This window comes from Cognatiyoonia sp. IB215446 (genome assembly GCF_033963825.1).
GTDB lineage: Bacteria > Pseudomonadota > Alphaproteobacteria > Rhodobacterales > Rhodobacteraceae > Yoonia.
Map to the genome: position 1 here is coordinate 40,420 of NZ_JAXBMD010000011.1, position 22,238 is coordinate 62,657.

At 58.7% G+C, this 22,238-nt stretch carries 23 protein-coding genes and 1 tRNA gene; 13 read left to right on the plus strand and 11 right to left on the minus strand.

Annotated features, from left to right (window positions below; all coding sequences use genetic code 11):
* Nucleotides 1-17: 17 nt before the first annotated feature.
* From SLH49_RS21560 to SLH49_RS21580, 5 genes are all read right to left on the minus strand, one after another.
* On the minus strand, nt 18-3,137 hold the full coding sequence (locus SLH49_RS21560) for an efflux RND transporter permease subunit (protein WP_320271210.1): 3,120 nt from the start codon (nt 3,135-3,137) through the stop codon (nt 18-20).
* Nucleotides 3,134-4,276, minus strand: coding sequence for an efflux RND transporter periplasmic adaptor subunit (locus SLH49_RS21565; RefSeq protein WP_320271211.1), 1,143 nt, complete (start codon nt 4,274-4,276; stop codon nt 3,134-3,136). Before SLH49_RS21565 ends, SLH49_RS21560 begins: the two co-directional genes overlap by 4 nt.
* Nucleotides 4,277-4,408: 132 nt before the next feature.
* The gene (locus SLH49_RS21570; RefSeq protein WP_320271212.1) at nt 4,409-5,086 is read right to left on the minus strand and encodes a GntR family transcriptional regulator; all 678 of its coding nucleotides are present in this window, start codon (nt 5,084-5,086) and stop codon (nt 4,409-4,411) included.
* A gap of 4 nt (nt 5,087-5,090) precedes the next feature.
* Nucleotides 5,091-6,104, minus strand: a complete 1,014-nt coding sequence (locus SLH49_RS21575) for a Gfo/Idh/MocA family oxidoreductase (RefSeq protein ID WP_320271213.1) — start codon at nt 6,102-6,104, stop codon at nt 5,091-5,093.
* A complete protein-coding gene (locus SLH49_RS21580) occupies nt 6,101-7,189 on the minus strand; it encodes an isocitrate/isopropylmalate dehydrogenase family protein (protein ID WP_320271214.1) in 1,089 nt (362 codons plus the stop codon). Before SLH49_RS21580 ends, SLH49_RS21575 begins: the two co-directional genes overlap by 4 nt.
* Nucleotides 7,190-7,357: 168 nt before the next feature.
* On the opposite strand from SLH49_RS21580, the gene SLH49_RS21585 reads away from it, so the two are divergent.
* The 9 genes from SLH49_RS21585 to SLH49_RS21625 are packed head-to-tail and all read left to right on the plus strand — an operon-like array spanning nt 7,358 to nt 14,337.
* Nucleotides 7,358-7,648: a putative quinol monooxygenase gene (locus tag SLH49_RS21585; protein ID WP_320271215.1), complete on the plus strand. Its 291-nt coding sequence runs from the start codon at nt 7,358-7,360 to the stop codon at nt 7,646-7,648.
* The gene (locus tag SLH49_RS21590) at nt 7,645-8,430 is read left to right on the plus strand and encodes an N-acyl homoserine lactonase family protein (RefSeq protein ID WP_320271216.1); all 786 of its coding nucleotides are present in this window, start codon (nt 7,645-7,647) and stop codon (nt 8,428-8,430) included. The genes SLH49_RS21585 and SLH49_RS21590 overlap by 4 nt, the downstream gene beginning before the upstream one ends.
* The gene (gene otnK, locus SLH49_RS21595) at nt 8,427-9,644 is read left to right on the plus strand and encodes a 3-oxo-tetronate kinase (RefSeq protein ID WP_320271217.1); all 1,218 of its coding nucleotides are present in this window, start codon (nt 8,427-8,429) and stop codon (nt 9,642-9,644) included. The genes SLH49_RS21590 and otnK overlap by 4 nt, the downstream gene beginning before the upstream one ends.
* A complete protein-coding gene (locus tag SLH49_RS21600) occupies nt 9,641-10,288 on the plus strand; it encodes an aldolase (protein WP_320271218.1) in 648 nt (215 codons plus the stop codon). Before otnK ends, SLH49_RS21600 begins: the two co-directional genes overlap by 4 nt.
* 32 nt (nt 10,289-10,320) lie before the next feature.
* Nucleotides 10,321-11,046, plus strand: a complete 726-nt coding sequence (locus tag SLH49_RS21605) for a 5-oxoprolinase subunit B family protein (protein WP_320271219.1) — start codon at nt 10,321-10,323, stop codon at nt 11,044-11,046.
* Nucleotides 11,046-12,065 carry a biotin-dependent carboxyltransferase family protein gene (locus SLH49_RS21610; protein ID WP_320271220.1) on the plus strand — a complete coding sequence of 340 codons (1,020 nt, stop codon included), beginning with the start codon at nt 11,046-11,048 and terminating at the stop codon, nt 12,063-12,065. Before SLH49_RS21605 ends, SLH49_RS21610 begins: the two co-directional genes overlap by 1 nt.
* Nucleotides 12,066-12,824 (plus strand): 5-oxoprolinase subunit PxpA, encoded by a 759-nt coding sequence (locus tag SLH49_RS21615; RefSeq protein ID WP_320271221.1) that lies wholly within the window; start codon nt 12,066-12,068, stop codon nt 12,822-12,824.
* A 9-nt stretch (nt 12,825-12,833) separates the two neighbouring features.
* Nucleotides 12,834-13,496, plus strand: a complete 663-nt coding sequence (locus tag SLH49_RS21620) for a cupin domain-containing protein (protein ID WP_320271222.1) — start codon at nt 12,834-12,836, stop codon at nt 13,494-13,496.
* 22 nt (nt 13,497-13,518) lie between these two features.
* Nucleotides 13,519-14,337 (plus strand): bifunctional allantoicase/(S)-ureidoglycine aminohydrolase, encoded by an 819-nt coding sequence (locus SLH49_RS21625; protein WP_320271223.1) that lies wholly within the window; start codon nt 13,519-13,521, stop codon nt 14,335-14,337.
* A 229-nt stretch (nt 14,338-14,566) separates the two neighbouring features.
* Here the strand turns inward: SLH49_RS21625 and SLH49_RS21630 are convergent, their stop codons facing one another.
* Nucleotides 14,567-16,339: an EAL domain-containing protein gene (locus SLH49_RS21630; RefSeq protein WP_320271224.1), complete on the minus strand. Its 1,773-nt coding sequence runs from the start codon at nt 16,337-16,339 to the stop codon at nt 14,567-14,569.
* A gap of 322 nt (nt 16,340-16,661) precedes the next feature.
* On the opposite strand from SLH49_RS21630, the gene rplJ reads away from it, so the two are divergent.
* Nucleotides 16,662-17,174 (plus strand): 50S ribosomal protein L10, encoded by a 513-nt coding sequence (gene rplJ, locus SLH49_RS21635; protein WP_320241117.1) that lies wholly within the window; start codon nt 16,662-16,664, stop codon nt 17,172-17,174.
* Between the two features lie 66 nt (nt 17,175-17,240).
* Entirely contained in the window at nt 17,241-17,618 is a 378-nt protein-coding gene (gene rplL, locus SLH49_RS21640; protein ID WP_320271225.1) for a 50S ribosomal protein L7/L12, read from the plus strand.
* A gap of 71 nt (nt 17,619-17,689) precedes the next feature.
* Here rplL and SLH49_RS21645 read toward each other — a convergent pair whose 3' ends face one another.
* From SLH49_RS21645 to SLH49_RS21655, 3 genes are all read right to left on the minus strand, one after another.
* The gene (locus SLH49_RS21645) at nt 17,690-18,217 is read right to left on the minus strand and encodes a phosphoribosyl-AMP cyclohydrolase (protein ID WP_320271226.1); all 528 of its coding nucleotides are present in this window, start codon (nt 18,215-18,217) and stop codon (nt 17,690-17,692) included.
* A 294-nt stretch (nt 18,218-18,511) separates the two neighbouring features.
* Nucleotides 18,512-19,408, minus strand: coding sequence for a hypothetical protein (locus tag SLH49_RS21650; RefSeq protein ID WP_320271227.1), 897 nt, complete (start codon nt 19,406-19,408; stop codon nt 18,512-18,514).
* Nucleotides 19,409-19,445: 37 nt separating this feature from the next.
* Nucleotides 19,446-19,521 (minus strand) — tRNA-Trp (locus SLH49_RS21655).
* Nucleotides 19,522-19,631: 110 nt separating this feature from the next.
* Here SLH49_RS21655 and SLH49_RS21660 point away from each other — a divergent pair.
* Complete coding sequence (locus tag SLH49_RS21660) at nt 19,632-20,321, plus strand: lysophospholipid acyltransferase family protein (protein ID WP_320271228.1); 690 nt, start codon at nt 19,632-19,634, stop codon at nt 20,319-20,321.
* Here SLH49_RS21660 and SLH49_RS21665 read toward each other — a convergent pair whose 3' ends face one another.
* Nucleotides 20,322-20,981, minus strand: a complete 660-nt coding sequence (locus tag SLH49_RS21665; protein ID WP_320271229.1) for a CatB-related O-acetyltransferase — start codon at nt 20,979-20,981, stop codon at nt 20,322-20,324.
* A gap of 166 nt (nt 20,982-21,147) precedes the next feature.
* Here SLH49_RS21665 and SLH49_RS21670 point away from each other — a divergent pair, with 166 nt between their 5' ends.
* A complete protein-coding gene (locus SLH49_RS21670) occupies nt 21,148-21,309 on the plus strand; it encodes a hypothetical protein (protein ID WP_320271230.1) in 162 nt (53 codons plus the stop codon).
* Between the two features lie 126 nt (nt 21,310-21,435).
* On the opposite strand, the gene SLH49_RS21675 is transcribed toward SLH49_RS21670, so the two are convergent.
* Nucleotides 21,436-21,840, minus strand: coding sequence for an Imm1 family immunity protein (locus SLH49_RS21675; RefSeq protein ID WP_320271231.1), 405 nt, complete (start codon nt 21,838-21,840; stop codon nt 21,436-21,438).
* Between the last annotated feature and the right edge of the window lie 398 nt (nt 21,841-22,238).

A 22,238-nucleotide genomic window follows, 5' to 3' on the forward strand; every position in this document is an offset into this window, starting at 1 on the left:
CCTCTGAGGAGCGTCATTTATTCCGCCGCCGCAAGCAACGGCCCGGTTTCGAACCGCTTGGCTCGCCTTTCTGCCAGCATCAGCATGGCAGGCGTGACAAGCAGCGTCAGGATCGTGGCAAAGACCAGACCACCAGCAATCGCCGCCGATAATTCAGTCCACCATTGGGTTGACGGCGCGCCATAGATGATCTCGCGCGTGAAGAAGTTGATGTTGAGCCCGATGACCATCGGCATCAGCCCCAGCGCCGTGGTGATCGACGTCAACACCACAGGCCGCAAACGTTGCGCGCCTGTACGCAAGGCGGCCTCAAGCGATGACAGCCCTTGGGACTTGAGCTGATTGAAGGTGTCGATCAGCACGATGTTGTTGTTCACCACGATGCCTGCCAAAGCGATCACACCAATCCCGCCCATCACCACGCCAAAGGGGCGACCGGTGATCAGAAGGCCCAAGAGAACGCCCGCGATGGAGAACACAATCGCCGACATCACGATGAAGGCCTGCCAGAAGCTGTTGAACTGCGTCAGCAGGATCAGAAACATCAGCCCGATGGCCGAGAAGAAAGCACCGATGAGGAACGTCATCGCCTCTTCCTGATCTTCCGCCTCTCCGGCAAAGTCGATTTCGACACTTCCGGGCAGGTCGAGGCGATCAATTGCGCCTTGCAGTGCGATGATCTGGTCATTGGGCAACACGCCGGGGGCCACGTCTGCGGCTATGGTGATGACCCGCTGTTGATCAATCCGTGTGATCACCCCGCTTTGCGGTGAGGGGCGGAAGGAGACAAAATTCGAAATCGGCACGAGGCCCGCATTGGTTGGCACACGCAGCGCCTCAAGCTCAGCCAGGGTTCGGTCAACTGCAGGGAAGCGGACCACGATATCAACCTCATCATCGCTGCCTTCGGGCCGGTAATCCGCGACGGTGATCCCTTGGGTCAGCAATTGCACCGCCTGCCCGAGGAGCGCGACATCCGCACCGCTGCGCGCCGCCTCTGACCGATCCACTTCGATCTGCCATTCGACGCCGGGATTGGGCCGGCTGTCGATCACGTCGATAAAGCCGCCCAGACGCTCCATCTCGGCCAGGATCAGATCAACCGCCACTTCCTGATCAGCCGCGACGCGTCCCAGAACCTCCAGATTGATAGGCTTGCCGCCACCAGGACCGCCCGCATCGGTTTCCACCAGCACCTCAATTCCAGGAATTTCGGCCATGTCTGCCCGGATATCCTCAGCGATCAAGGCAACGGGACGCCGCGTGTCCCATTCCGCCAGCTCCAGTTGGATGGCTCCGATAGTGTCGCTGCCTTGCCCGCTGCCACCTGACCGAGCGTAAACGCTGGCGATTTCGTCGTAATCGGCCAATCGCGCCTCGACATCGCGGACAAGCGCATCTTGTTCATAGACGGAGAAGTTATCCTTCGCCCGCACGCTGACCTGCGCATATTCCGGCTCCACCTCCGGGAAGAAGGTCAGTCCGCTACCCAATGACCCATAGAGGGCAAAGGCGCCAACAAGCGAGATCACCGCGAGGCTGAGCGTCGTCCAAGGCCGCAAGATCGACCACTCCAGAACGCGGATATAGCCGCCCATAAAGCCGGTCATCTGGCGCGGATCGCCGTACTCTGCTGCATAAAGCTGCGCCTTGGCTTTTGCGGATTGCGCGCGCCGTTTGCCGATCAAACCGCCCATGACGGGGATAAAAACAAGCGCCATGAAAAGCGAGGCAGCAAGCGTGCAGATTACCGTGATTGGCAAGAACTTCATGAACTCACCCACAACACCGGTCCAGAACAGAAGCGGGAAGAACACGCACAGCGTCGTTGCCGTAGAGGCGATGATCGGCCACGCCATCCGCTTGGCTGCCCGGGCATAGGCCACTTTTGGGCTGTCGCCCTCATGCAGGTAACGGTCGGCAAGCTCGACCGTGACAATCGCCCCGTCCACCAGCATCCCCACAACAAGGATCAGCGAAAAGAGCACCACGATGTTCATGGTGTAACCCATGAAATAGAGCACCGCCACGCCAGTCAGGAACGCCCCCGGAATGGCCAGCCCCACCAAAAGCGATGAACGCAGGCCAAGCGCGTAAACGATGACGATCATCACCAGAATGATCGCTGCAATCACATTCGCCTCAAGGTCGGACAGCATATCCTGCACGGTCTGACTTTCGTCGAGCGTATAGCGAACCTGCACGGTTTCGGGCCAATCGGCCTGTGCGGCATCGATGACATCGCGCACCTCGTCCACGGTCTGGATGATATTGGCCCCGACCCGCTTTTTCACTTCCAGCGCCAGCGCCGGTTGGCCGTCGATCCGGGCAAAGCCTGTCGGGTCTTCAAAGGTCTGCCGGATCGTGGCCACATCGGCAAAGGTCACAACCGTTTGCCCGCGCACGAGGATCGGCAGTTCGAGCACATCCTCATAATCCTCAATCAGACCGGGGACTTTCAGCACGAGCCGCCCGGCCTCGTTTTCAATCGCACCTGCGGCGATGAGCTGGTTGTTGCGCGTGATGGAGCTAATCAACTCGTCAAACGAGATGTTGTAGGTCTCAAAAACGGTTGGATCGATCAGCACCTCAAGCAATTCGGTGCGTTTGCCCGCCACATCCACCTCAAGCACGCCACCCAACGATTCGATATCGTCGCGTAGATCTTCGGCGAGGGTGTTGAGCGTACGCTCTGGCACTGGCCCCGATAAGACCACGGTCAGGATAGGGAACAATGCCGTATTGATCTCGATCACCGTCAGGTTGGCGTCCTGCGGCAGCTCATCTTCGGCTTTGTCCGCCGCCTCACGCACCTGATCCAGCGCCTCATCTGCATCAAATCCCGGCTCGAACTCCAACTGGACGCTGCCATACCCTTCGCTGGCCGTCCCGGTCATGCTCTTGAGACCGGTGAGCGACGCAAACTCCGCTTCCATCGGCCCCAAGAGCACATCTTCCGAGTCTTCGGGTGAGATGCCGTCGACACTTGCCGATACGTAGACGACCGGGATCGGAACCTCTGGATTGCTCTCTTTGGGGATCGCAATGTAGGCGATCGTGCCAATGGCCAAGAGGAAGACCAGCAGCAATTGCACAACCTTGCTGCGGTCAAAAGCGGCGTTAATGAGGGCGTTCATCGGCTGGCCTTTGCGGTTACGTCAGCTGCTTGTGGACGTGGGTCAACCACATCGCCCGCATTCACAAAGCCCTGTCCCACAGTGATGATGTCGGCCTTCTCGGCCAGACCCGTTACCCAGATCCCGTCGGTCTGGGCGCGCACGATCTCGACCGGCTGAAACGCCACCGTCGCATCATCTTCGACTGTCTTGATGCCCAGATCACCCTCGGGCCCCAAGGACAGAATAGCGGGCGAGATGAAATGCCCCCGCGCCTGGCCCGTCGGGATGGTCACACGCGCGCTCAGCCCCGCGGGCATCAAACTGTCGGGGTTGTCGACCATCACTTCCACGCGGAAGGTCCGGGTTTGCTGGTCGGCATTGCTGCCGATAAAGCCCACCGTGCCTGCCAAACTCTCACCCGTGATAAAGTTGACCTCGGCCTGCTGGCCCTTTTCAATACGCGAAAGCGCGATCTGTGGGACCTGGATGACAACTGTCAGCGGGTCGTTATCCACGACCTCCGCGACAACATCGCCCATGCTCACAAACTCACCTTCGTCGAGCGTGAGGTCATTCAACCGCCCGGTAAAGGGTGCACGGATGATCGTATCGTCCACCTGTTCGCGCGCGGTCACGACCGACGCCTCAGCCGCGGCAAGCGTGGCGCGGGCTTGCGTCACACGGTCCTCCGTGGCGATGCCGCGCACCTGCAAGGACACCGCATTGTCGAAATCGCGGACCGCCTGTTGCAGTGCCGTCTCTGCCTGACGCAACTGCGCCTCGGTCGTGGCGGCATCGATGCGGCCAATCTCTTGCCCGGCATTCACAAAATCGCCCCGCGCCACCGTAACTTCGGTGACCTGCCCCATCGCCTCGGCCCGGATACCTGTCGCGCGGTCCGGTAACGATTGCCCTTCGGCCGAGAGGACCAGCATCACGTCTTGCGCTGATGACGGCATCACGGCCACTGCGACGGGGCGCAGGCCACCATCTTCCGCTTCTGTCGTCTCCTGCGGGCTGGGAAAGATGAAACCGCTTCCCATCCACAACACGAGCGCCAGCGCCAGGCCAATCGCGATCCACTTTGACCGACCGGAACCCGCATCACTGTCAAATCTCAGTTGCCCCGCCAAATCGGGCCGATGATCGTCTTTCATGAATACGTCCTCAAATGCATCCGGGCCTACCTGGCCGAGGCCCTTACGTGGACGTTAAGTAAGGACGAGATGTCGCAGTTACCAGAACCCCACCAGCAAAGCGGCAAAATTCAACGCATGCCGCTTAAAACCTTAGAGCATATGCATCCTATTCTGGCGCAGAAGGTTGATCAGAACCTCCTTGGCCGCCGTCCGGTGGGCGTAGTGTACGTCATGCGCGGTCTTCGCGTCTCCGGCACGGATCGCCTCGACCACGCTGCGGTGATCCTTGTTCGATTGCGTCGGCAAAGGGCGCATGTAAAGCGTCACCGCCTTGGCCCGGCGCACCTGATCACCCATCAACGCGGCAATTGTCACCACCCGCGAATTGCCGCCCAGCCGGGCAAGCTCGGTATGAAACGCATCATCCGCCGCCGCCCATGCCTCGCGATCCCCCGCAGCAAGAGCCGCTTCCATATCGCTGATCGTGATTTCCAGCGTGGACAGGTCCTCCGCCGCGTACCGCTTTTCGGCAGCTTTCGCGGCAGACATGCTCTCAAGCTCGGTCAGCACATCGTAGATTTCGATCATGTCCTCGATGGAAATCGGCAGGATTCGGACGCCCTTGCGGGCCCGCACCTGTAACAGGCCCTGCCCTTCCAAAAGAAGTGCCGCCTCGCGCACGGGCGTGCGCGACATGCCCAGACGGGCGGCCAACTCGCTTTCCAGATGATCCGACCCTGCCGGAAGCGCGCCAGAGAAAATCAGGTTTCGCAACTCTTCCACCGCGATGGCCGAGTTGCTTTTTGATTTCTGCGCTTGCGACGGCATTGACTTAAACTTTCACTTTCTGACCGGTCTCAGCCGACCGGTAAACCGCCTCCTCTATGCGAATGACCTGCAGGTAATCTGCCGCCAAATTCTCAAGCGGTTGCCCTGACATTAGTCCCGAAACGACGTGCAATTGCAATGCATGCGTGCAATCGCCGCCAAAACCCTCATGAGCATCGGGTGGCAAAATGACGGTTTCGCTCTGTGCCCCATGCTTGCGAAGACCAAGCGATCCGTCCCCACGCAGGGTCAGCACACCCCCGCTACCCTCGAACGTGGCCTCGCCCATCGTGCGGCGCGGATTGTCGGCGGCGTGATCAACGTTGCGGTTACCATCGAACACCGCGCGAACACCCGCTGCGTGGTCGAGAACAACGAAACCCGCATCTTCGCCCGCAATGACGGGGTTCACGCGCCGCAAATCGGCATAGACCGCATGAGGTGGCCCAAGAAGGTATCGAAACGTATCGATCCAGTGCACGCCGGTCTCGTGGATCAAAAAGCGTTTCATCTTCTGAAAATAGGGCTGCCGCGCAAGATAGGCATCCGCCCCTTGCCCGTCACCGGGGCGCAGGCGAAAGGTCACCTGATACAGATCACCCAAACTTCCCTGATCCAGCACTTCTTTGGCCCTGCGATACCACGGCTGAAAGCGGAAGTTCTCGTGCACGATCAGCGGCACATTGGCCTCTTGGGCAAGCGCCACCATGTCTTCCGCCTCGGCCAGGTTCTCGCAAAAAGGCTTTTGGCAGATGATCGCCTTGAGGTTTTGATGCGCGATGGCCGTCCTTATCGCCTCCGCATGTCGGACGGGCGGCAGGATCAGATCAACGATATCGGGCTGCACCGCATCAAGCATTGTAGCGAGGTTTGTGAAAGCCGGCGCGCCCGTCGCCTCTGCCTTTTCGCGCACCTGATCGCAGACGCCCACCAGTTCCACATGCGGGATCCGGCGCCAACTATCGATATGAAACTGGCTGAAGTAGCCCGCGCCAACACAGGCAACGCGCAAGGTCATGCGCCAAGGGCCGTCATAACCGCCTCGCCCACTCCGGCAGTCGTATTGCCGCCGCCCAGATCAGGGGTCAGGTTGTCAGGCTGCAACAAAACGGCCTCAACCGCATCACGCAAGCGTTGCCCGTCCTCGATCATCGCCGGAACGTGATGACGCGTGCCGAGCCATTCCAGCATCATGGCGGCAGACAGGATCATCGCCATCGGGTTGGCCTTGCCCTGGCCTGCAATGTCAGGGGCCGAGCCGTGACAGGGTTGGAACACCGCCTGGTTCAGCCCGATATCCGCTGATGGGGCCAGGCCAAGCCCTCCCATCAGACCCGCGCCAAGATCGGACAGAATGTCGCCAAACATGTTCTCTGTCACAAGAACATCAAAATCCCAGGGTTTCTGAACCATCCAGAGCGCGGTCGCATCCACATAGGCATGATCGGCGGCCAATGCGGGATGCTTCGCTGCCTCTGCATCAAAAAGTCCCCGGAAATAAGCGAATGCGCGAAAGACATTGGCCTTGTCCACGCATGTCACGAGGCCCGCCCCCACGCCACGGTTCTTACGGTCTTGTGCCAACTGAAAGGTGAACCGGAACAGCTTCTCAGAGATGTCGCGGGTAATCAGAAGCGTCTCACGCGCCTCATCAGCGCTGACCTCGCCCCGGCCTTGGGTATGAAACAAACCTTCTGTGCTTTCGCGGATCAGCACAAAATCAATCTCGCGGCCTTCGGGGATTTTGAGAGGCGTCGGATGCCCCGGGCCCACACGCACGGGCCGCACGCCTGCGAAGAGGTCAAACGCCTTGCGCAGATCGATCTGCGGGGAAATCTCGGTCCCATCCTCATAGCGCACGTCTGGCAGACCCATCGCAGATAATAGGATCGCATCCGCCGCAGCCGCTGCCTCCAGAGATGCCGCAGGCAGACTTTCTCCGGTCTTTGCATAATGCGCCGCGCCTGCCGGGTGGGTCGCGAAGTCCAGGGCATAATCCGCTTGTCCTGTCGCCAGCTCAGCAAGAAGGCGGACCGTCGGCTGCATGATCTCGGGGCCGATGCCGTCGCCCTCAAAAACAGCGATCTGAAATACACGAGACATAATGCCTATTCCTATACCTGAGCTTCCACTTGAATGTATACATTAAACCATGCACAAATACTTGCAATATCGAACACCCACCCGCCATGATGATCAGGCGAAAGAGTATCAGAGCGCGCAAGCCATTGGAGCCTATGGTCTGGGCAGGCGCGCAAAGGAAAACTTAGAATGTACGCTGTTTGTGTGACGCTAACCCTCAAGCCCGGCAAAGCTACCGAGTTCATGCCTTTGATGCTGGAAAATGCGCAGCTCTCTTTGCGTGATGAGCCCGATTGCCACCAATTTGACGTTGCCACCAACAGCCACGATCCCGACGCCGTCTTTCTTTACGAGCTCTATACCGACAGCGCGGCCTTTGATGCCCATTTGACAAGCGCACATTTCCGCGCCTTTGACACCGCCACTCACAACCTTATCGCAGAAAAAACCGTTCACACCTGGGACCGCGTCACACAATGAGCGATTGGGAAGTTCACGCGATCAAATATGCCGACCGCAATGCGCGGACCCGGGCCGACAGCTTTATCTTCGATGACAATCACGACGCGCCGCATGCGATGGACTACTTCATGTGGCTCCTGCAACGTGGCGACGAGGTTATTCTCGTCGATACCGGCTATGACGATGCAGAAGCCGCTGCGCGTGACCGTCCCATACGCCTCAATCCCGGCGAAGCGCTGGCCCCCTTTGGCCTGAAGCCCGAAGATATCACCACCATCATCGTCACGCATCTGCACTATGACCATGCGGGCGGCCTGCACCTTTTCCCGAATGCGACCTTGCATATGCAGGCCGCGGAAATGGCTTTTGCAACGGGCCCCTGCATGTGCCACGACACGTTGCGCATGCCTTTCACCGCGGCGCATGTGTGTGAGGCGATCAAGCGGCTTTATACCGGGCGGCTGATCTTTCATGATGGTGACGGAGCTGTGGCCGATGGGGTGACGGTGCATTGCATCGGCGGGCATTCGCGGGGCCTGCAATGCGTCCGCGTGCGAACGTCAGCAGGCTGGCTCGTGCTGGCTTCGGACGCAGCGCATTATTATGAGAATTTCGAGGCCCGCAAACCGTTCCCGATTGTCGTTGATCTGCAAAACATGCTCGACGGTTTCGACACGCTGCACAGGCTCGCCTCCAAACCTTCGCTAATCATTCCTGGCCATGATCCACTGGTCCGCGAGAACTTCCCGCAAGGGAAGGCCGAGCACATCACCCGCCTCGATCAGGGTCCAAAATCGTGAAGATCGGCGTCATTGCCGATGATTTTACCGGCGCCTCCGACATAGCACTCACGCTCGCCGAGGGCGGCATGCGGACGGCACAATTCGTGGGCATCCCCGATCCCAAGACAGATGTTGAGGCGGGCGTGGTCGCACTAAAATCCCGCACAATCCCCGTTCAGGAGGCGATTGACCAGAGTCTCGCTGCCTGCGACTGGCTCCTCACCCAAGGCGCGGAGCAGATCATTTTCAAGATTTGCTCCACCTTCGACAGCACCGATGCAGGCAATATCGGCCAGGTGGCCGAGGCATTGGGCACGCATCTTGGGGCCAAACACATCCTGACATGCCCGGCATTTCCAGCAAACGGTCGCAGTGTCTATATGGGCCATCTGTTCGTGGGTGACGTGCTGTTGAATGAAAGCGGCATGCAGGATCACCCGCTGACGCCCATGAAAGACGCCGATCTGCGCCGGGTCCTCGCGCGACAGACGAGATGGCACGTGGCGCAACTCCCACATGCCCTGGTCTCGCAAGGCCCAACCGCAATGGCACAGGCCCTGCCCGCAGGTCCCGCCATGGTGATCGTTGACGCCATTTCCGAGGCGGACCTTTACGCCATTGGAAAGCTGGCAAAGGGGCAAAAGCTGCTCACAGGCGGTTCAGGCATTGCATTGGGCCTGCCTGCGAATTTCGGCGCGGATCCCGCAACCCCGCCATGGCAAGCCATCTCAGGACCCGGCGTTGTTCTGTCAGGTTCCTGCAGCCGAGCCACCCGCGGACAGGTCGCCCACTACAAAACCAGCGCCCCTTCTCTGGAAATCAACGCTGATGATGTCATGTCCGGTAAAGTCCAGATCGATGATCTCGCAGAATGGGTGCTGGACCAGCCCATACCGCCACTTATCTATTCCTCTGCCGATCCAGAGATCGTCGCCGAGGCGCAGGCCAACCATGGGCGCGAGACGATTGCCTCCAGGATCGAAGCACTTTTCGCCAACCTTGCCGCCGCACTCGCTGCAAGGGGTGTCAAACGCATTGTGGTAGCGGGCGGCGAAACCTCCGGGGCCGTGGTCACGGGGCTCAAGGCCCAGACCCTTTACATTGGGCCGAAACTTGCCCCCGGCGTGCCCGCCCTGCGGCACGGCGATATTGCGCTCGCGCTCAAATCCGGGAATTTTGGGGCGGAGGACTTTTTCACCACAGCATTACGCGACATGGAAACAACGAGATGAGCGAAGAGGCCAAAACGCGCGAAGACATCACCCGCTTTGCCAAGTCCATTTTTGAACGGGGGCTGACCAATGGCTCTTCGGGCAATATCTCGGTGCGACTGTCCCACGGCGATATCCTGATCACCCCCACCGGCAGTTCGATGGGTTTTCTCGATCCCGCGCGGATCAGCCTGATCTCATCTGACGGCGCGCATCTGGCAGGCGACAAACCAACCAAGGAAATCCCGCTGCACACGGCCTTTTACGACACCCGCCCCTCAGCCGGCGCTGTTGTCCATCTCCATTGCACCTACGCTACCGCCTTGTCGATGCTGCCCGACATCGACCGCGAAAATGTCCTGCCGACATTGACCCCTTACGCGATCATGCGTCTGGGCAAGGTCAAATGGCTGCCCTTCTTTGTACCCGGCGATCCGGCGATGGGCGCGGCGGTGCGCGCCATCGCGGGCAGGCACAGTGCAGTGCTGCTCGCCAATCATGGGCCGGTCGTTGCGGGCGATGCGCTTGCTGGGACCGTCTATGCGATGGAAGAGCTGGAAGAGAACGCAAAGCTCGCTATCCTCACACGCGGCCTTAACCCTGTCGGCATGACCGTCTCAGAGGTGGCGCAGGTCGTCCAGCAATTCAATGTCGATTACGGCTAGGCGACGTCGGCAGTTGCGCCTAAGACTTGACCATGAATACTGAACCGGAACTGCGCCCGCTTGGTGTTGATGGCATTCTCGTGCGTTTTTCGCGGTTTCTGACCGATGAAGCCAATGCCCAAGCACTCGCCTTTCGGGACAGGCTCGCCTCAGCTGGCATTACCGGCGTTACCGAGGTTGCGTCTTCATTGACCTCAGTTCGGGTCGGTTTTGACCCGTCCAAGACAACACGAGACACCGTTGGCAAGGCTATCCAGTCGCTTGCAACTGAGCGGGCACTACAGGACACCAGCCCGAAAAGGCTGTGGCACATTCCAGCCTGTTTTGGCCCCGAACATGCCCCACAGCTGGCCGAAGCGGCGGCACTGGCGGGTCTTTCAGTCGATCAGGCGATTGCCGAAATCACCGCGCAAGAAACACGTGTCATTGCCATCGGTTTTGCGCCCGGACAGGCCTATCAAGGCATGCTGCCCGATCATTGGGATATCCCCCGTCAAAGCGCACTGACCGAAAGCCTGCCGCGTGGGGCGTTGATTACGGCTGTGCGCCAGTTGATCATCTGGGCCGCCGACGCGCCGACCGGCTGGCGCCATATCGGTCAGACGGCGTTTCGCGTGTATCAGCCCGATACACCCACGCCCTTTGCGTTTGAGCCCGGCGACCGCGTGCGGTTTCACGCGGTTCCTGACAGCGCCTTTGCTGATATCAGGGCGGACAGCACCACAAATGGCGGTGCGCGATGCGAGGTCTTGCGCTGATGCCACATCTGACAATCCATCACGCGGGGCCTGGGCTAACCGTACAGGACCTTGGCCGCCCGGGATGGAAGGCGCAGGGCCTCTCAGCGGGCGGCGCCGTTGACCGGCGCGCCCTTTTCGAGGCTGCGGCGTTACTGAGAGCTTCACCACAGCAGGCGGTGATCGAAATGATGGGCTTTGGCGGCACGTTCAGTACCGATAGCGATACCCGCATCGCGCTGACAGGCGCGCAGATGCAGGTCGATATTGATGGTATGCCTATCGCTACGAACCAGACCCACCACCTGCAAACAGGGCAGAAACTGACGATCGGCGGGGCCGGTACCGGCGTCTTTGGCTATCTGACTTTGGCAGGCGGGATCGCAACAACGCCCGTTATGGACAGCCGCTCGGCCCATCTGACCGCAGGCATGGGCTCCCTGCTCTCAACGGGTGACCGGCTGCCTTTTGAACCGGACCCTGCACCACTGACCTCTCCCGTCGCATTGTCGGTGGAGGACCGGTTCACCGGCGGCACAATCCGCATCATGCCGGGGCCTCAGACTGACTTCTTCAGTCAAGAAACGTTGCAGCGCTTTACCGAAACGCCCTTTACCCGCAGCCTCCGGGGCAATCGGCAGGGTGTCCGGCTCGATCATGATGGGCCAGGTTTCTCTGTTGATGGAGGGCGCAACATCGTCTCCGACCTGATTGTGACGGGCGACATCCAGATGACAGGGGACGGCATTCCGTTTGTCCTGCTTGCCGAATGTCAGACCATCGGCGGCTATCCCCGCATCGGCACCGTGATCCCTGCGGATTTGTCGAAAGTCGCGCAGGCGGCACCCGGCACGCCCTTGCGCTTCACGTTTCTGAGCGTCGAGGAGGCGGACGCCACCGCCAAGTCAGACGCCGCTCTCCTGAGGGAACTCACCACCACATGTCGCCCAATCATCCGCGACCCGCATGACATTGCCGATCTGCTCGGCTACCAGTTGATCAGCGGGGCAACACCCGGTGACGATCTTGAAAGGCCCTGAATGACACGCAACGTCGATCTGAACTCCGATATGGGCGAAGGCTTTGGACCCTGGAAGATGGGCGATGATGCCGCCCTTTTGGACATCGTCACCTCGGCCAATGTCGCATGCGGCTTTCACGCGGGCGACCCGGATGTGATGGACCGGACCATGCGCACCGCCGTCGAAAGGGGTGTCGGCATCGGCGCGCATCCCGGCTTTGCCGATCTCAAAGGGTTCGGGCGGCGCAACCTGCCGATCTCACATAAGGAATTGGTAAATGCCGTCGCCTATCAGCTTGGCGCAGCACAGGCGATGGCCAAACGTGCGGGCGGCAAAGTGCGGCATCTGAAACTGCACGGGGCGCTGGCCAATATGGCGTCGGTCGATCACGCACTTGCGCGAGTCTGTTATCAGGCCGCGCTCGATGTCGATCCGGATATCGTGGTCATGGTGCTGGCCGCTACCGCACAAGAGGAAACGGCGCGCGAACTGGGATGCAATTGGGCGGGTGAGATCTTTTCCGACCGCGCCTATAACGACGACGCCACGCTTGTCGACCGTAGCCTGCCGGGTGCCGTACTCCATGATGCCGCCATCGCCGCGCCGCGCATTCTGGAGATGTTAAAAGCCGAAGCGATCATCACAAATTCCGGCAAACACATTCCCTGTCAGATCGACACGATCTGCCTGCACGGGGATACGCCGGGTGCTGTAGCGATGGCACGCGGTATCCGGCAACATCTGTCGGAGGCTGGCATCACGCTGGCACCGCTTTAGGGGCTTACGATGAAACTCAACGCCGATTTCAGCCAACGTGTCCTGATCCAGACGGATGACATGCCGTGGGTAGCCTCGCCCATGCCCGGCGTCGAAAGGCGCATGCTCGACCGGATCGGCGATGAGGTGGCGCGAGCGACATCTATCGTGCGCTATGCGCCGGGCAGCACATTCTCCGCGCATACGCATAATGGTGGTGAGGAATTCATCGTTCTTGAAGGTACCTTTCAGGACGAGCATGGCGATTATCCGGCGGGCACCTATGTGCGCAATCCGCCGACCACTTCTCATACGCCGGGCGCAGAAGACGGCTGCACGATTTTCGTAAAGCTCTGGCAGTTCGCCCCCAATGACCGGACCCAGTTCCGCATGAAGATGGATGAGGGCCTACCGGAGGATCGTGTGAGCAGCAAAATCCTGCATCAGGACAGCCGCGAAACGGTACGGTTCGTAGCGATGGAACCGGGTGCGATGCTTGAAGAAACGCCCAATGGCGGGGCCGAGATATTGATGATCGGGGGGGCCGCGACGGAAGCCGGGGATAGATTGCAAAATGGGGCGTGGCTTCGACTGCCGGAGGGCGCACCCCTGCGCTTGATCGCCGGTGAGGCAGGTGCAAAGCTCTGGATCAAGACCGGGCATCTGCCATATGCCACGGCGCCCAAAGTCTGACGTTTCAAAGAGCGGCACTAGAATGACAAAACCAACCTATTATACGCCCAAAGGCGGGCTGCCGCCGCAAACGCAGCTTTTGTCGGACCGCGCGGTATTCACCGATGCGTACGTCGTAATCCCCAAGGGCGTGATGACCGATATCGTCACCAGCAACTTGCCGTTCTGGGACAAAACCCGCGCCTGGGTGCTCGCCCGCCCGCTCTCTGGCTTTGCGGAGACTTTCAGCCAGTACATTGTTGAAGTCAGCGCGGGCGGCGGAAGCGACAAACCGGAAACGGACCCCGCTGCAGAGGCCGTGCTGTTTGTTACAAAAGGGGCGCTCACGCTGACCGTTGCAGGCGAGACCCACGCGATGAAACCGGGCAGCTATGCCTATGTCCCGCCGCAAGCGAATTGGGCGCTTCTGACCGACGAAGGCGCGACCTTCCACTGGATCCGCAAGGCTTATCAGGCTGTTGAAGGGATCGCCCCTCCGACCGCCTTTGTCACACATGAAGACAATGCCGAAACCACTGCAATGCCGGACACAAATGGCGCTTGGACAACGACGCGCTTTGTCGACCCCGCAGACATGCACCACGACATGCATGTCAATATCGTCACCTTTCAACCCGGCGCCGTGATCCCCTTCGCCGAAACCCATGTGATGGAGCACGGGCTTTATGTGTTAGAAGGCAAAGCGGTCTATCGGCTTAATCAGGATTGGGTGGAGGTTGAAGCCGGTGATTTCATGTGGCTGCGCGCCTTTTGCCCGCAGGCCTGTTACGCGGGCGGTCCGGGGCCGTTCCGCTATCTGCTTTATAAGGACGTCAACCGCCACATGCCGCTGAGTGTCTAGGCGACGCATGCACCGCGCTGCCGGGATTATTGATCACATGTTTCCAACATTCTTGTGGTTCGCCACGAGACGTCGAAGCATCCCGCGCTTATGTGCGTCTAGCTTATCGGGAAAGAACAAACGGGAAGCCAAAAATCCAGGGGTTTTGCGCGAGTGTCCTAGCCATCTGGCATTCTCCATTCCAACAATCGGCGTTGTGGCACTCGCAGTTTCCAGTTCCCATCATCGCTTACAGACCGGCGGCACGCCACGTGCTCTGTTGTGTGTCGAGAAACGTTGCCAAATCTGCCTCGTTTAACGGGCGCGACAAAGCGTAGCCTTGGAAAATGTTACATCCGAGCGCTCTGATCACGTCGATGTCGTTCTGTGTTTCGACGCCTTCTGCCATTGCTTCAATACCAAGGCCACGCGTCATATCCAAAATCGCTGACACGATGCTGCGCTTGACCGGTTCTGTCACAGCCGCCTGAATCAGGCTGCGGTCCACCTTTAACCGGTCGGGCCAGATCTTGAGCAAACCGGTGATCGACGCCCGCCCACTGCCGAAATCGTCCGTTTCAATCCGCACCCCCATTTCGCGCAATTGGGTCAGGTTTTCCTCAAACTGAGGTGTTTCACGGCTTTCGTCGAAATAGATCGTTTCAAGCAACTCGACCGCGAGACGGCAGCTGCGATCAACCCAGATCTCATCAATTTCCTTCGGCAGTTCGGGGTCGACCAAACGCGCCGCACTGATATTGACCGAAACCGACGGCAGTATCAGTCCCTGTTGTTTCAGCCGCGCTGCCGTATCTAACGCCTGGCGGAGCATGTGGCGATCAATCTCAGCCAGTAGTCCAAGCTCTGCTGCCGAATCCAGAAATGTGCCGGGCAGCAATAGCCCCAGTTCGGGATGTTGCCAGCGCACCAGCGCCTCTGCACCGACAACTGCGCCGGTTCCCACATTCACCTGCGGCTGAAAGTAGGCAACAAATTCCTGCCGTTCAATTGCAGCAGGTATATCCGCGGCCAGACGTCGGTCTGCCCTGATCTGTGCCTCCATCTCTGATGTCGTTTCGCAAACCATGTTGCGTCCGCCACGCTTCGCCGCGTAAAGCGCGACATCAGCATTCGCAAGCAGACGGCTGGGTGATACGCAGCCATTTTTGGCGATGGCAAAACCAACGCTTGCACCGACGGTTGCGCGTTGATTGCCGTGGCAAATCGGGGCAGCCATCGCCTCAACAATTGCGTCACCCACCCATTGGGCAAGATCGGATGTGACACCGTCCTGCATGATGATCAGAAACTCGTCACCACCCACGCGATAGACAGCGCCCTTGTCACTGACCACAATTGAGATGCGGCGCGCCGCCTCGGAAAGAACCGTGTCACCAGCCGGATGACCAAGCGTATCGTTCACCCATTTGAACCGGTCTAGATCGACATGCAAAAGTCCGACCGACGCGTAAGCGTTGTCCAAAACAAGCTTCAAATCTCGCTCAAAAGATCGCCGGTTGCGCAGCCCGGTCAGCGCGTCGACATAGGCCGCCCTCTCAAGCGCATTGCGCGTCTCATCCAATTCACGATTACGTTCGGCCAGTTGGGTGTTGGTTTCCACCAGACGCTGCATCGCCTCTTTTTCATGGGTGATGTCGTGACCGGTGCCACGATAGCCGATAAAGGTACCGTCATCGGCAAAGAGTGGTTGGCCAGCAACACGCATCCATAGCACCGATCCATCGGTTCGCCTGTTGATCGAATACTCAAAATCCTTGAAAGGACGACAAGCGTTCAGATCGGCAATATGTTCATCCCACTTAGCCAAGTCAGCCCGATCACTGGCCACGATATCGCGCCTGCGGCCGAGGATCTCGGCCTTGGGGATCTTGGTAACTTCTTCCATACGGCCCGAAAAATAGGTAAAGCGATGCTCGGCATCGGTCTCCCAGAACCAATCCGACGCAATGCCCGCAAAATCTTCGAGATCGCGGATCTTGGTGTCTTTTTCTTCAGCCATCATGGTTTCATAGCGTGAAGGAATTGAGCAAGTGTTAGCGCCAGCAAGTGCAAAGAGAGACAGAATGGGGCTTGGCAACGCGGCTTGGGGCCAGTAACCACACGTCATTGCCCCGTCTCGTGATTCGTCGGGGCTTTGTTCGTCCGAGACGGTGGGTCGGCCTTGCGCCAATAATTCCTGCCTGAGACGGGATAGACCGGAATGATCTGAGGCTCTCCTCGGCTCCAACGGCTCAACCCCCGTATCCATTGGACATCGACTGTCAGCGCGTTCGCGTGCTGTCAAAATTGAGCCGGGAAGCAATTCCCAAACTTGGAGTGAAACTGTGGATAGAGCACAAAAAGAACAGCTGGTCGAAGATCTCGGCCAGATCTTTGAAAGCTCTGGCGTCGTCGTGGTTGCCCACTACGAAGGCATGACAGTTGCCGAAATGCAGGACCTGCGCGCAAACATGCGTGAAGCGGGCGGGGCCGTGCGCGTTGCCAAGAACAAGCTCGCCAAGATTGCTTTGGACGGAAAGCCATGCGCGAGCATCGCTGAATACCTGTCCGGCATGACCGTGCTTGCCTATTCCGAAGACCCAGTGGCTGCGGCCAAGGTCATGGATAACTACGCCAAAGAGAATGACAAGCTCGTCATCCTCGGCGGTGCTATGGGCGATCAAGCACTTGACCCAGCTGGTGTGACATCAGTTGCCAAAATGCCAAGCCGCGAGGAGCTTATCGCTTCGATCGTGGGCTGCATCGGGGCACCTGCATCCAACATCGCCGGGGCCATTGGCGCGCCTGCTTCGAACATCGCGAGCATTCTTTCGACCATCGAAGAGAAAGCTGCATAAGGCACTGACTTGACTTGAGGTTTACCCTCACGTTGGAACACACAAAACGGAAACGGAAAGCATAAAATGGCTGATCTGAAAAAACTGGCTGAAGAGATCGTTGGTCTGACCCTTCTCGAAGCACAAGAACTGAAAACAATCCTGAAAGACGAGTACGGCATTGAGCCTGCTGCTGGTGGCGCTGTCATGATGGCTGGCCCTGCTGGTGGTGACGCTGGTGCGGCTGCTGAAGAAAAGTCTGAGTTTGACGTCGTTCTGAAGAACGCCGGCGCTCAGAAAATCAACGTCATCAAGGAAGTCCGCGGCATCACCGGTCTTGGCCTGAAAGAAGCCAAGGACCTCGTCGAAGCTGGTGGCAAGATCAAAGAAGGCGTTGCCAAGGACGAAGCCGAAGAGATCAAAGGCAAGCTGGAAGCAGCTGGCGCCGAGGTCGAACTGGCCTAAGCCGGATCAACTTGATCAAAAGAAACCGGGTCGCATCAGCGGCCCGGTTTTTTGTTGCGCTAGGCGGCGTCTTACGAAGGGGCGTAGGGCAGCGATGAGTGATGCAGGTTGATCCGCAACTGGCCCTCGTCATCCATCACATAACCGAATGAGTATTCAACTTTCGTCTCACTGCCATCGGGGCCAGTGAAATAGTAGTTGCCCATCGCAATCGCCGCATCGTCGGTCGTGAAAATGCCGTTGTTTTCCCAACGGACATTGGTCCAGCCCTTGATGGCAAAGCCTGTATCCTCGGTCCCCTCAGTACCGATGAAATAGCTGAGTGCCTCGGCAAAATCTTCGCGGAATTGGTCGTCAGCCGCCAAAGTCGGTTTGAACATCACATCCGTCATCCCGTAGGCGTAAAGGTCGTTGATATGTGCGGTTGCGCGTGCGGTGTAATCGCCGCCAGTCGTATGGGTTTCAGAGATGGCCACAATGCCCTCGCCCCATGCGGTTTGCGCGTCAATCACGCTCTGTTCCGAAATTGTGTCGGCGGTTGCAACGCCAGCTGAAAATACCAAACCAAGAGCTACAAAAAAACGGTTCTTCATGGTCATAAGTTCATCTCATTTCGGGAACGTTTTGATCATCAAAGCCTCCTGGCGCCCCATTCCAGGAAACTTCGGCACACGCGGTTCATCCCCATGCGCAAACTGCCGGTGTTGGGTTGCACCGCAGCTGATGCGGTGAGCGGGTCATCCATTCTCACCGTCATCACCGAGCTTACGCGTGGCTTGCCTGATTTATTCTGTCAGGTAATGAAAAATTCGGAATGAAATAGCTGGGTCAAATGTGACCCATGTCATGCAATGGCTGTACGCTCCAATTGCCGCGCCTTTCTGGTGTCCGCGTCAATCTGGCTGATCCGGGTCCAGGAACGTCACGCCCGACAGCGCGCGGATGCCTGCAATCTGCCGTGCATACGCGACATCACCTGCCGCATGGGTATTAGCCCCAAACCCGTCAAATCTTGGATTTTTAGGGCCGACGGGCATCGTCTTGCGCATGGCAAAACCCAGCTTTTCGGTCTGATCGCGTGCATGGCGGGCCAATGTCTCGGCCACCGCCTCTGCCGACAACCCCTCATGAATGCGTCTGTCCAAGGGGCGGACCAAAGTCGCGGCATTCGCGCCCACCAAAGCACGACAAATCCGAGGAAAAAGGGCTGTGTAATCCTCATAGCACCAGACCGTGACCTGACCCACACCCTCGGCGGCGCGCAACCGTGTGACAAGATCCAGCCAATCCACACTCTTGACCGGATTGATCTGATGGTAACGGGCAAAGGGCACGACCCGCCCGCCCATCAACTGCTGGCAATAAGCCGAGTTCAGAAAAGCCGTCGGGTGGCGGATCCCAAGAAGCACGTCAACGGGGCGCTCAAGCGCCGCCGCCAGTCGGCTGATCCGTATCGCCGCATGCGGATAGCGCTGGGTGACCTGCATTCGGCGCGGTGAGTTGAGGACACCGATAAAGTTCTCTTCACTGAAAACAACGCGTGTCGCATCCTTGCGCATCAATGCCAGTTGCGCCTGCGGCGATCTGCGCGGCCCAGAGGGCAGATCATCCTTCAGGCCAAAAAGCGCAAAAATCGACCGCCCCGGCAAACGAAAGTCCTGGGGGCCATAGTACCGCACACCTGCCGCCGCCATCCCTTCGACCGACTTCATCAGCGAGCGCTGCAAATGGGTCGTCGCCGTCTTATGCGCACCGATGTGAAAGGCGAGTGTCAAATCATCGGCGGACATATGGGAAAATAAGCCTCCAGCGGGCGGCAAGCGGGTCTGGCAGGGGCAGCAGGACTTGAACCCGCGACCTACGGTTTTGGAGACCGCCGCTCTACCAACTGAGCTATACCCCTACGACCGGATGTTGGACTAGTCCGAATTGCAAAGAGGATCAAGGGTGGACTTGGTCGGCTGCGTGGAAATATGAAGCGGTAGAACCATAATCCCACGCGGCTGATCGGGCATGAAATTTCGCAAAAGGCTGGAAAACTCCGAAACGCTCGCCATCGTCCTGGGATTTGTGGCGCGCCTGATTTTCGGCGTCTGTTACAGGACCACACGCTGGCAGGGCGAAGGGCGTGAAAGGCTTGAGGCTGCCTTGGCGAAGGGCCCTGTGATCCTCGTCGTGTGGCACAGCCGGTTGCTGCTGGGGCCCGCCCATTGGCCGTTAGAGCATGGGCAACTCTCAACGATCCACACACGCTCTCCCATCGGGCGGGTTGTGGGGGCCATGCAGCGCCAGCAAGGACTGCATCCGTTTGAGATGAACGAGAAACGCTCGAACCGCGCCGCCTCGCGCCAGATCATGAAACTGGTGCAGCAGGGCACCAGCATAGGGATCACGGCGGATGGACCTGAGGGGCCTGCACTGCAACTGAAAGACCCACCTATCCACTGGGCGCGGGCCACCGGTCTGCCGATCTTTTGCTATGCGTTCGCGACGAAAAAGCAAAAGCGGGCTGACAGTTGGGATAAAATGCTGATCCCGCTGCCGTTGACGCGCGGCGCGTACGTATATGCCAAGTTCGATGACGTCATCCCTCGTAAAATGGACGCCGATCAGATGGATGCGCTAAGGGCCCGCCTGCAGGATTTCATGGTCGAGACCACCGCACGGGCTGACGACATGCTGGACCTGCCACGCGGCCCGTAATCAGCGCCCGGCTGCCGCGCGCAGGGCTGCCAAATTCGCACCTGTAATCGCGGCCTCATGGGCGAGGATCTTCTCAATCGACCAATCCCACCAGGCAATTTCATTGAGTGCAGCAATTGTGCTGGGATCAAAACGCATCCGCAGCACCTCTGCCCGGTTGCCCGCAACAATGGCGTAGTCCGGCACAGGACGGCTCACAACAGCCCCTGCGCCGATGATCACTCCGTTGCCGATCTGTGCACCCGCGAGAATACGGGCGCCCGTGCCAATCCAGACATCATGGCCAACCTTAATGTCGCGCCCGGGCCGCAGCGTCTTTGCATAGGCGCCAAAACGCTCGGGCTGATGAATTGCAAATGGAAATGTCGAAAACCCGTCCCGCGCGTGATTGGCACCATCCGTGATGAACTGCACGCCATGGGCGATCTGCCCGAATTTCCCAATGATGATCCGGTCGTTGGCCCACGGAAAGAGATAGGGCGCCAGCCGCCCGGCCCAAAGCGATGGTTCTTCCGGCGGGTCAAAATCGTTGGCGTAGGTATAATCGCCAATCTCCCAATTCGGATGGGTGATCGCCGCCTTCAGAAAGACGTTGCCCTTATGAACAGTGCCATCAGGCAACGTCACGGGGTGGAGCGTGTCAGGCGATGGGAAAGACATATCTGATCCGCGCGATTTCACAGGTCAGCGCGTACCCGGATTCAGATGCGGCAGAAAGGTGAAACTTGGTCGCGCGACCGGTATTCAGCAAGAATTGACGGTTTGGTGCGACAATCTGTCAATTCGCTCTATGTGGATAGAGAGGAACGGTTTGCGGAGTAGGTTTATGGATGGTCTGATTGTCGTCTTCTTGGTGTTTGACTTTGTCTTAGCGCTGGCTTTGGTGGTCGTGACGATGGCGCAGATGGACATGCGCTATGCTAAACAGGTACGCGAGCAGGAAGAGTACAAATCCCACTTCCGCCACGACCGTCACAAGGATCGTTGATCGTCCCGAGTAGCCTGCAACGATGATCGTGCCCCGTCGTCGCCGCGCCCGCCCCGTGGGGTCGGTTCGGGCGCGGCGCAAACTTCGTTTGCGCAATGCTGTTCAACGTGGAGCGCATTGCCCGAGTCACACTTCAATCCAATCCACTGCAGGGGGCAGCTCACCATCTTTGACGAAATCATTCAGCGCGCGCATTCCTAGGTCCATCGGCACCACATTTCGGCGCGGTAACTCGGTATGGTGGACAAGCCCGACATAGGCGACGAGATAAGGCTCGATATCATCAGTATCGGCCTTGCTAGCAAAGTAGGGTGGATCCTTGTGATGATACACGAAATCCAAAACCGTTTCGTTTCCAGCGCCGACGACAAGTGACATGGTGTTTCCGTTGGGCATCGTGACAAAAACAATGTTTGGCCGCCCAATGGTTGTGGCATGATCCATTGCCAGTTTTAGGTTTGCCCGCAGTTCATCAAGCGTGAGTATGTCGATTGGTGGTCTACCTTCTTCAATGGTCAATGTTGCGAGCATCTATCCTTCCATCCCCTCATCTTCATTCAACCATCAATATCCAGATAAGAGCATGGGCAGAAGCAAAAGGCCGCGCAGACTGGGGCGGCCTTTGATCTTCTCGGAGTCCCATGTCCTGTCCGGGAAGGCATCGTATTGTGTCGCCATGCGTGAGGTCGGTGCTCACCCCGCCTTATCGACCCAGCTCCCCGCAGTAGTTAACAATACCTGACCTGACCATGCGTTTTCCCCACGGGGAAGGTTTGGTTGATCGTGACGGCCACAACGCAAGAAGGCCGCCCCTAGGGGCGGCCTTTGTATGTTTCGCTGTACGGTGGGTGGAACCCACGCGTCGTTCGATTACTCTACAATTTTGGAGACGACCCCAGCCCCCACGGTCCGGCCACCTTCGCGGATGG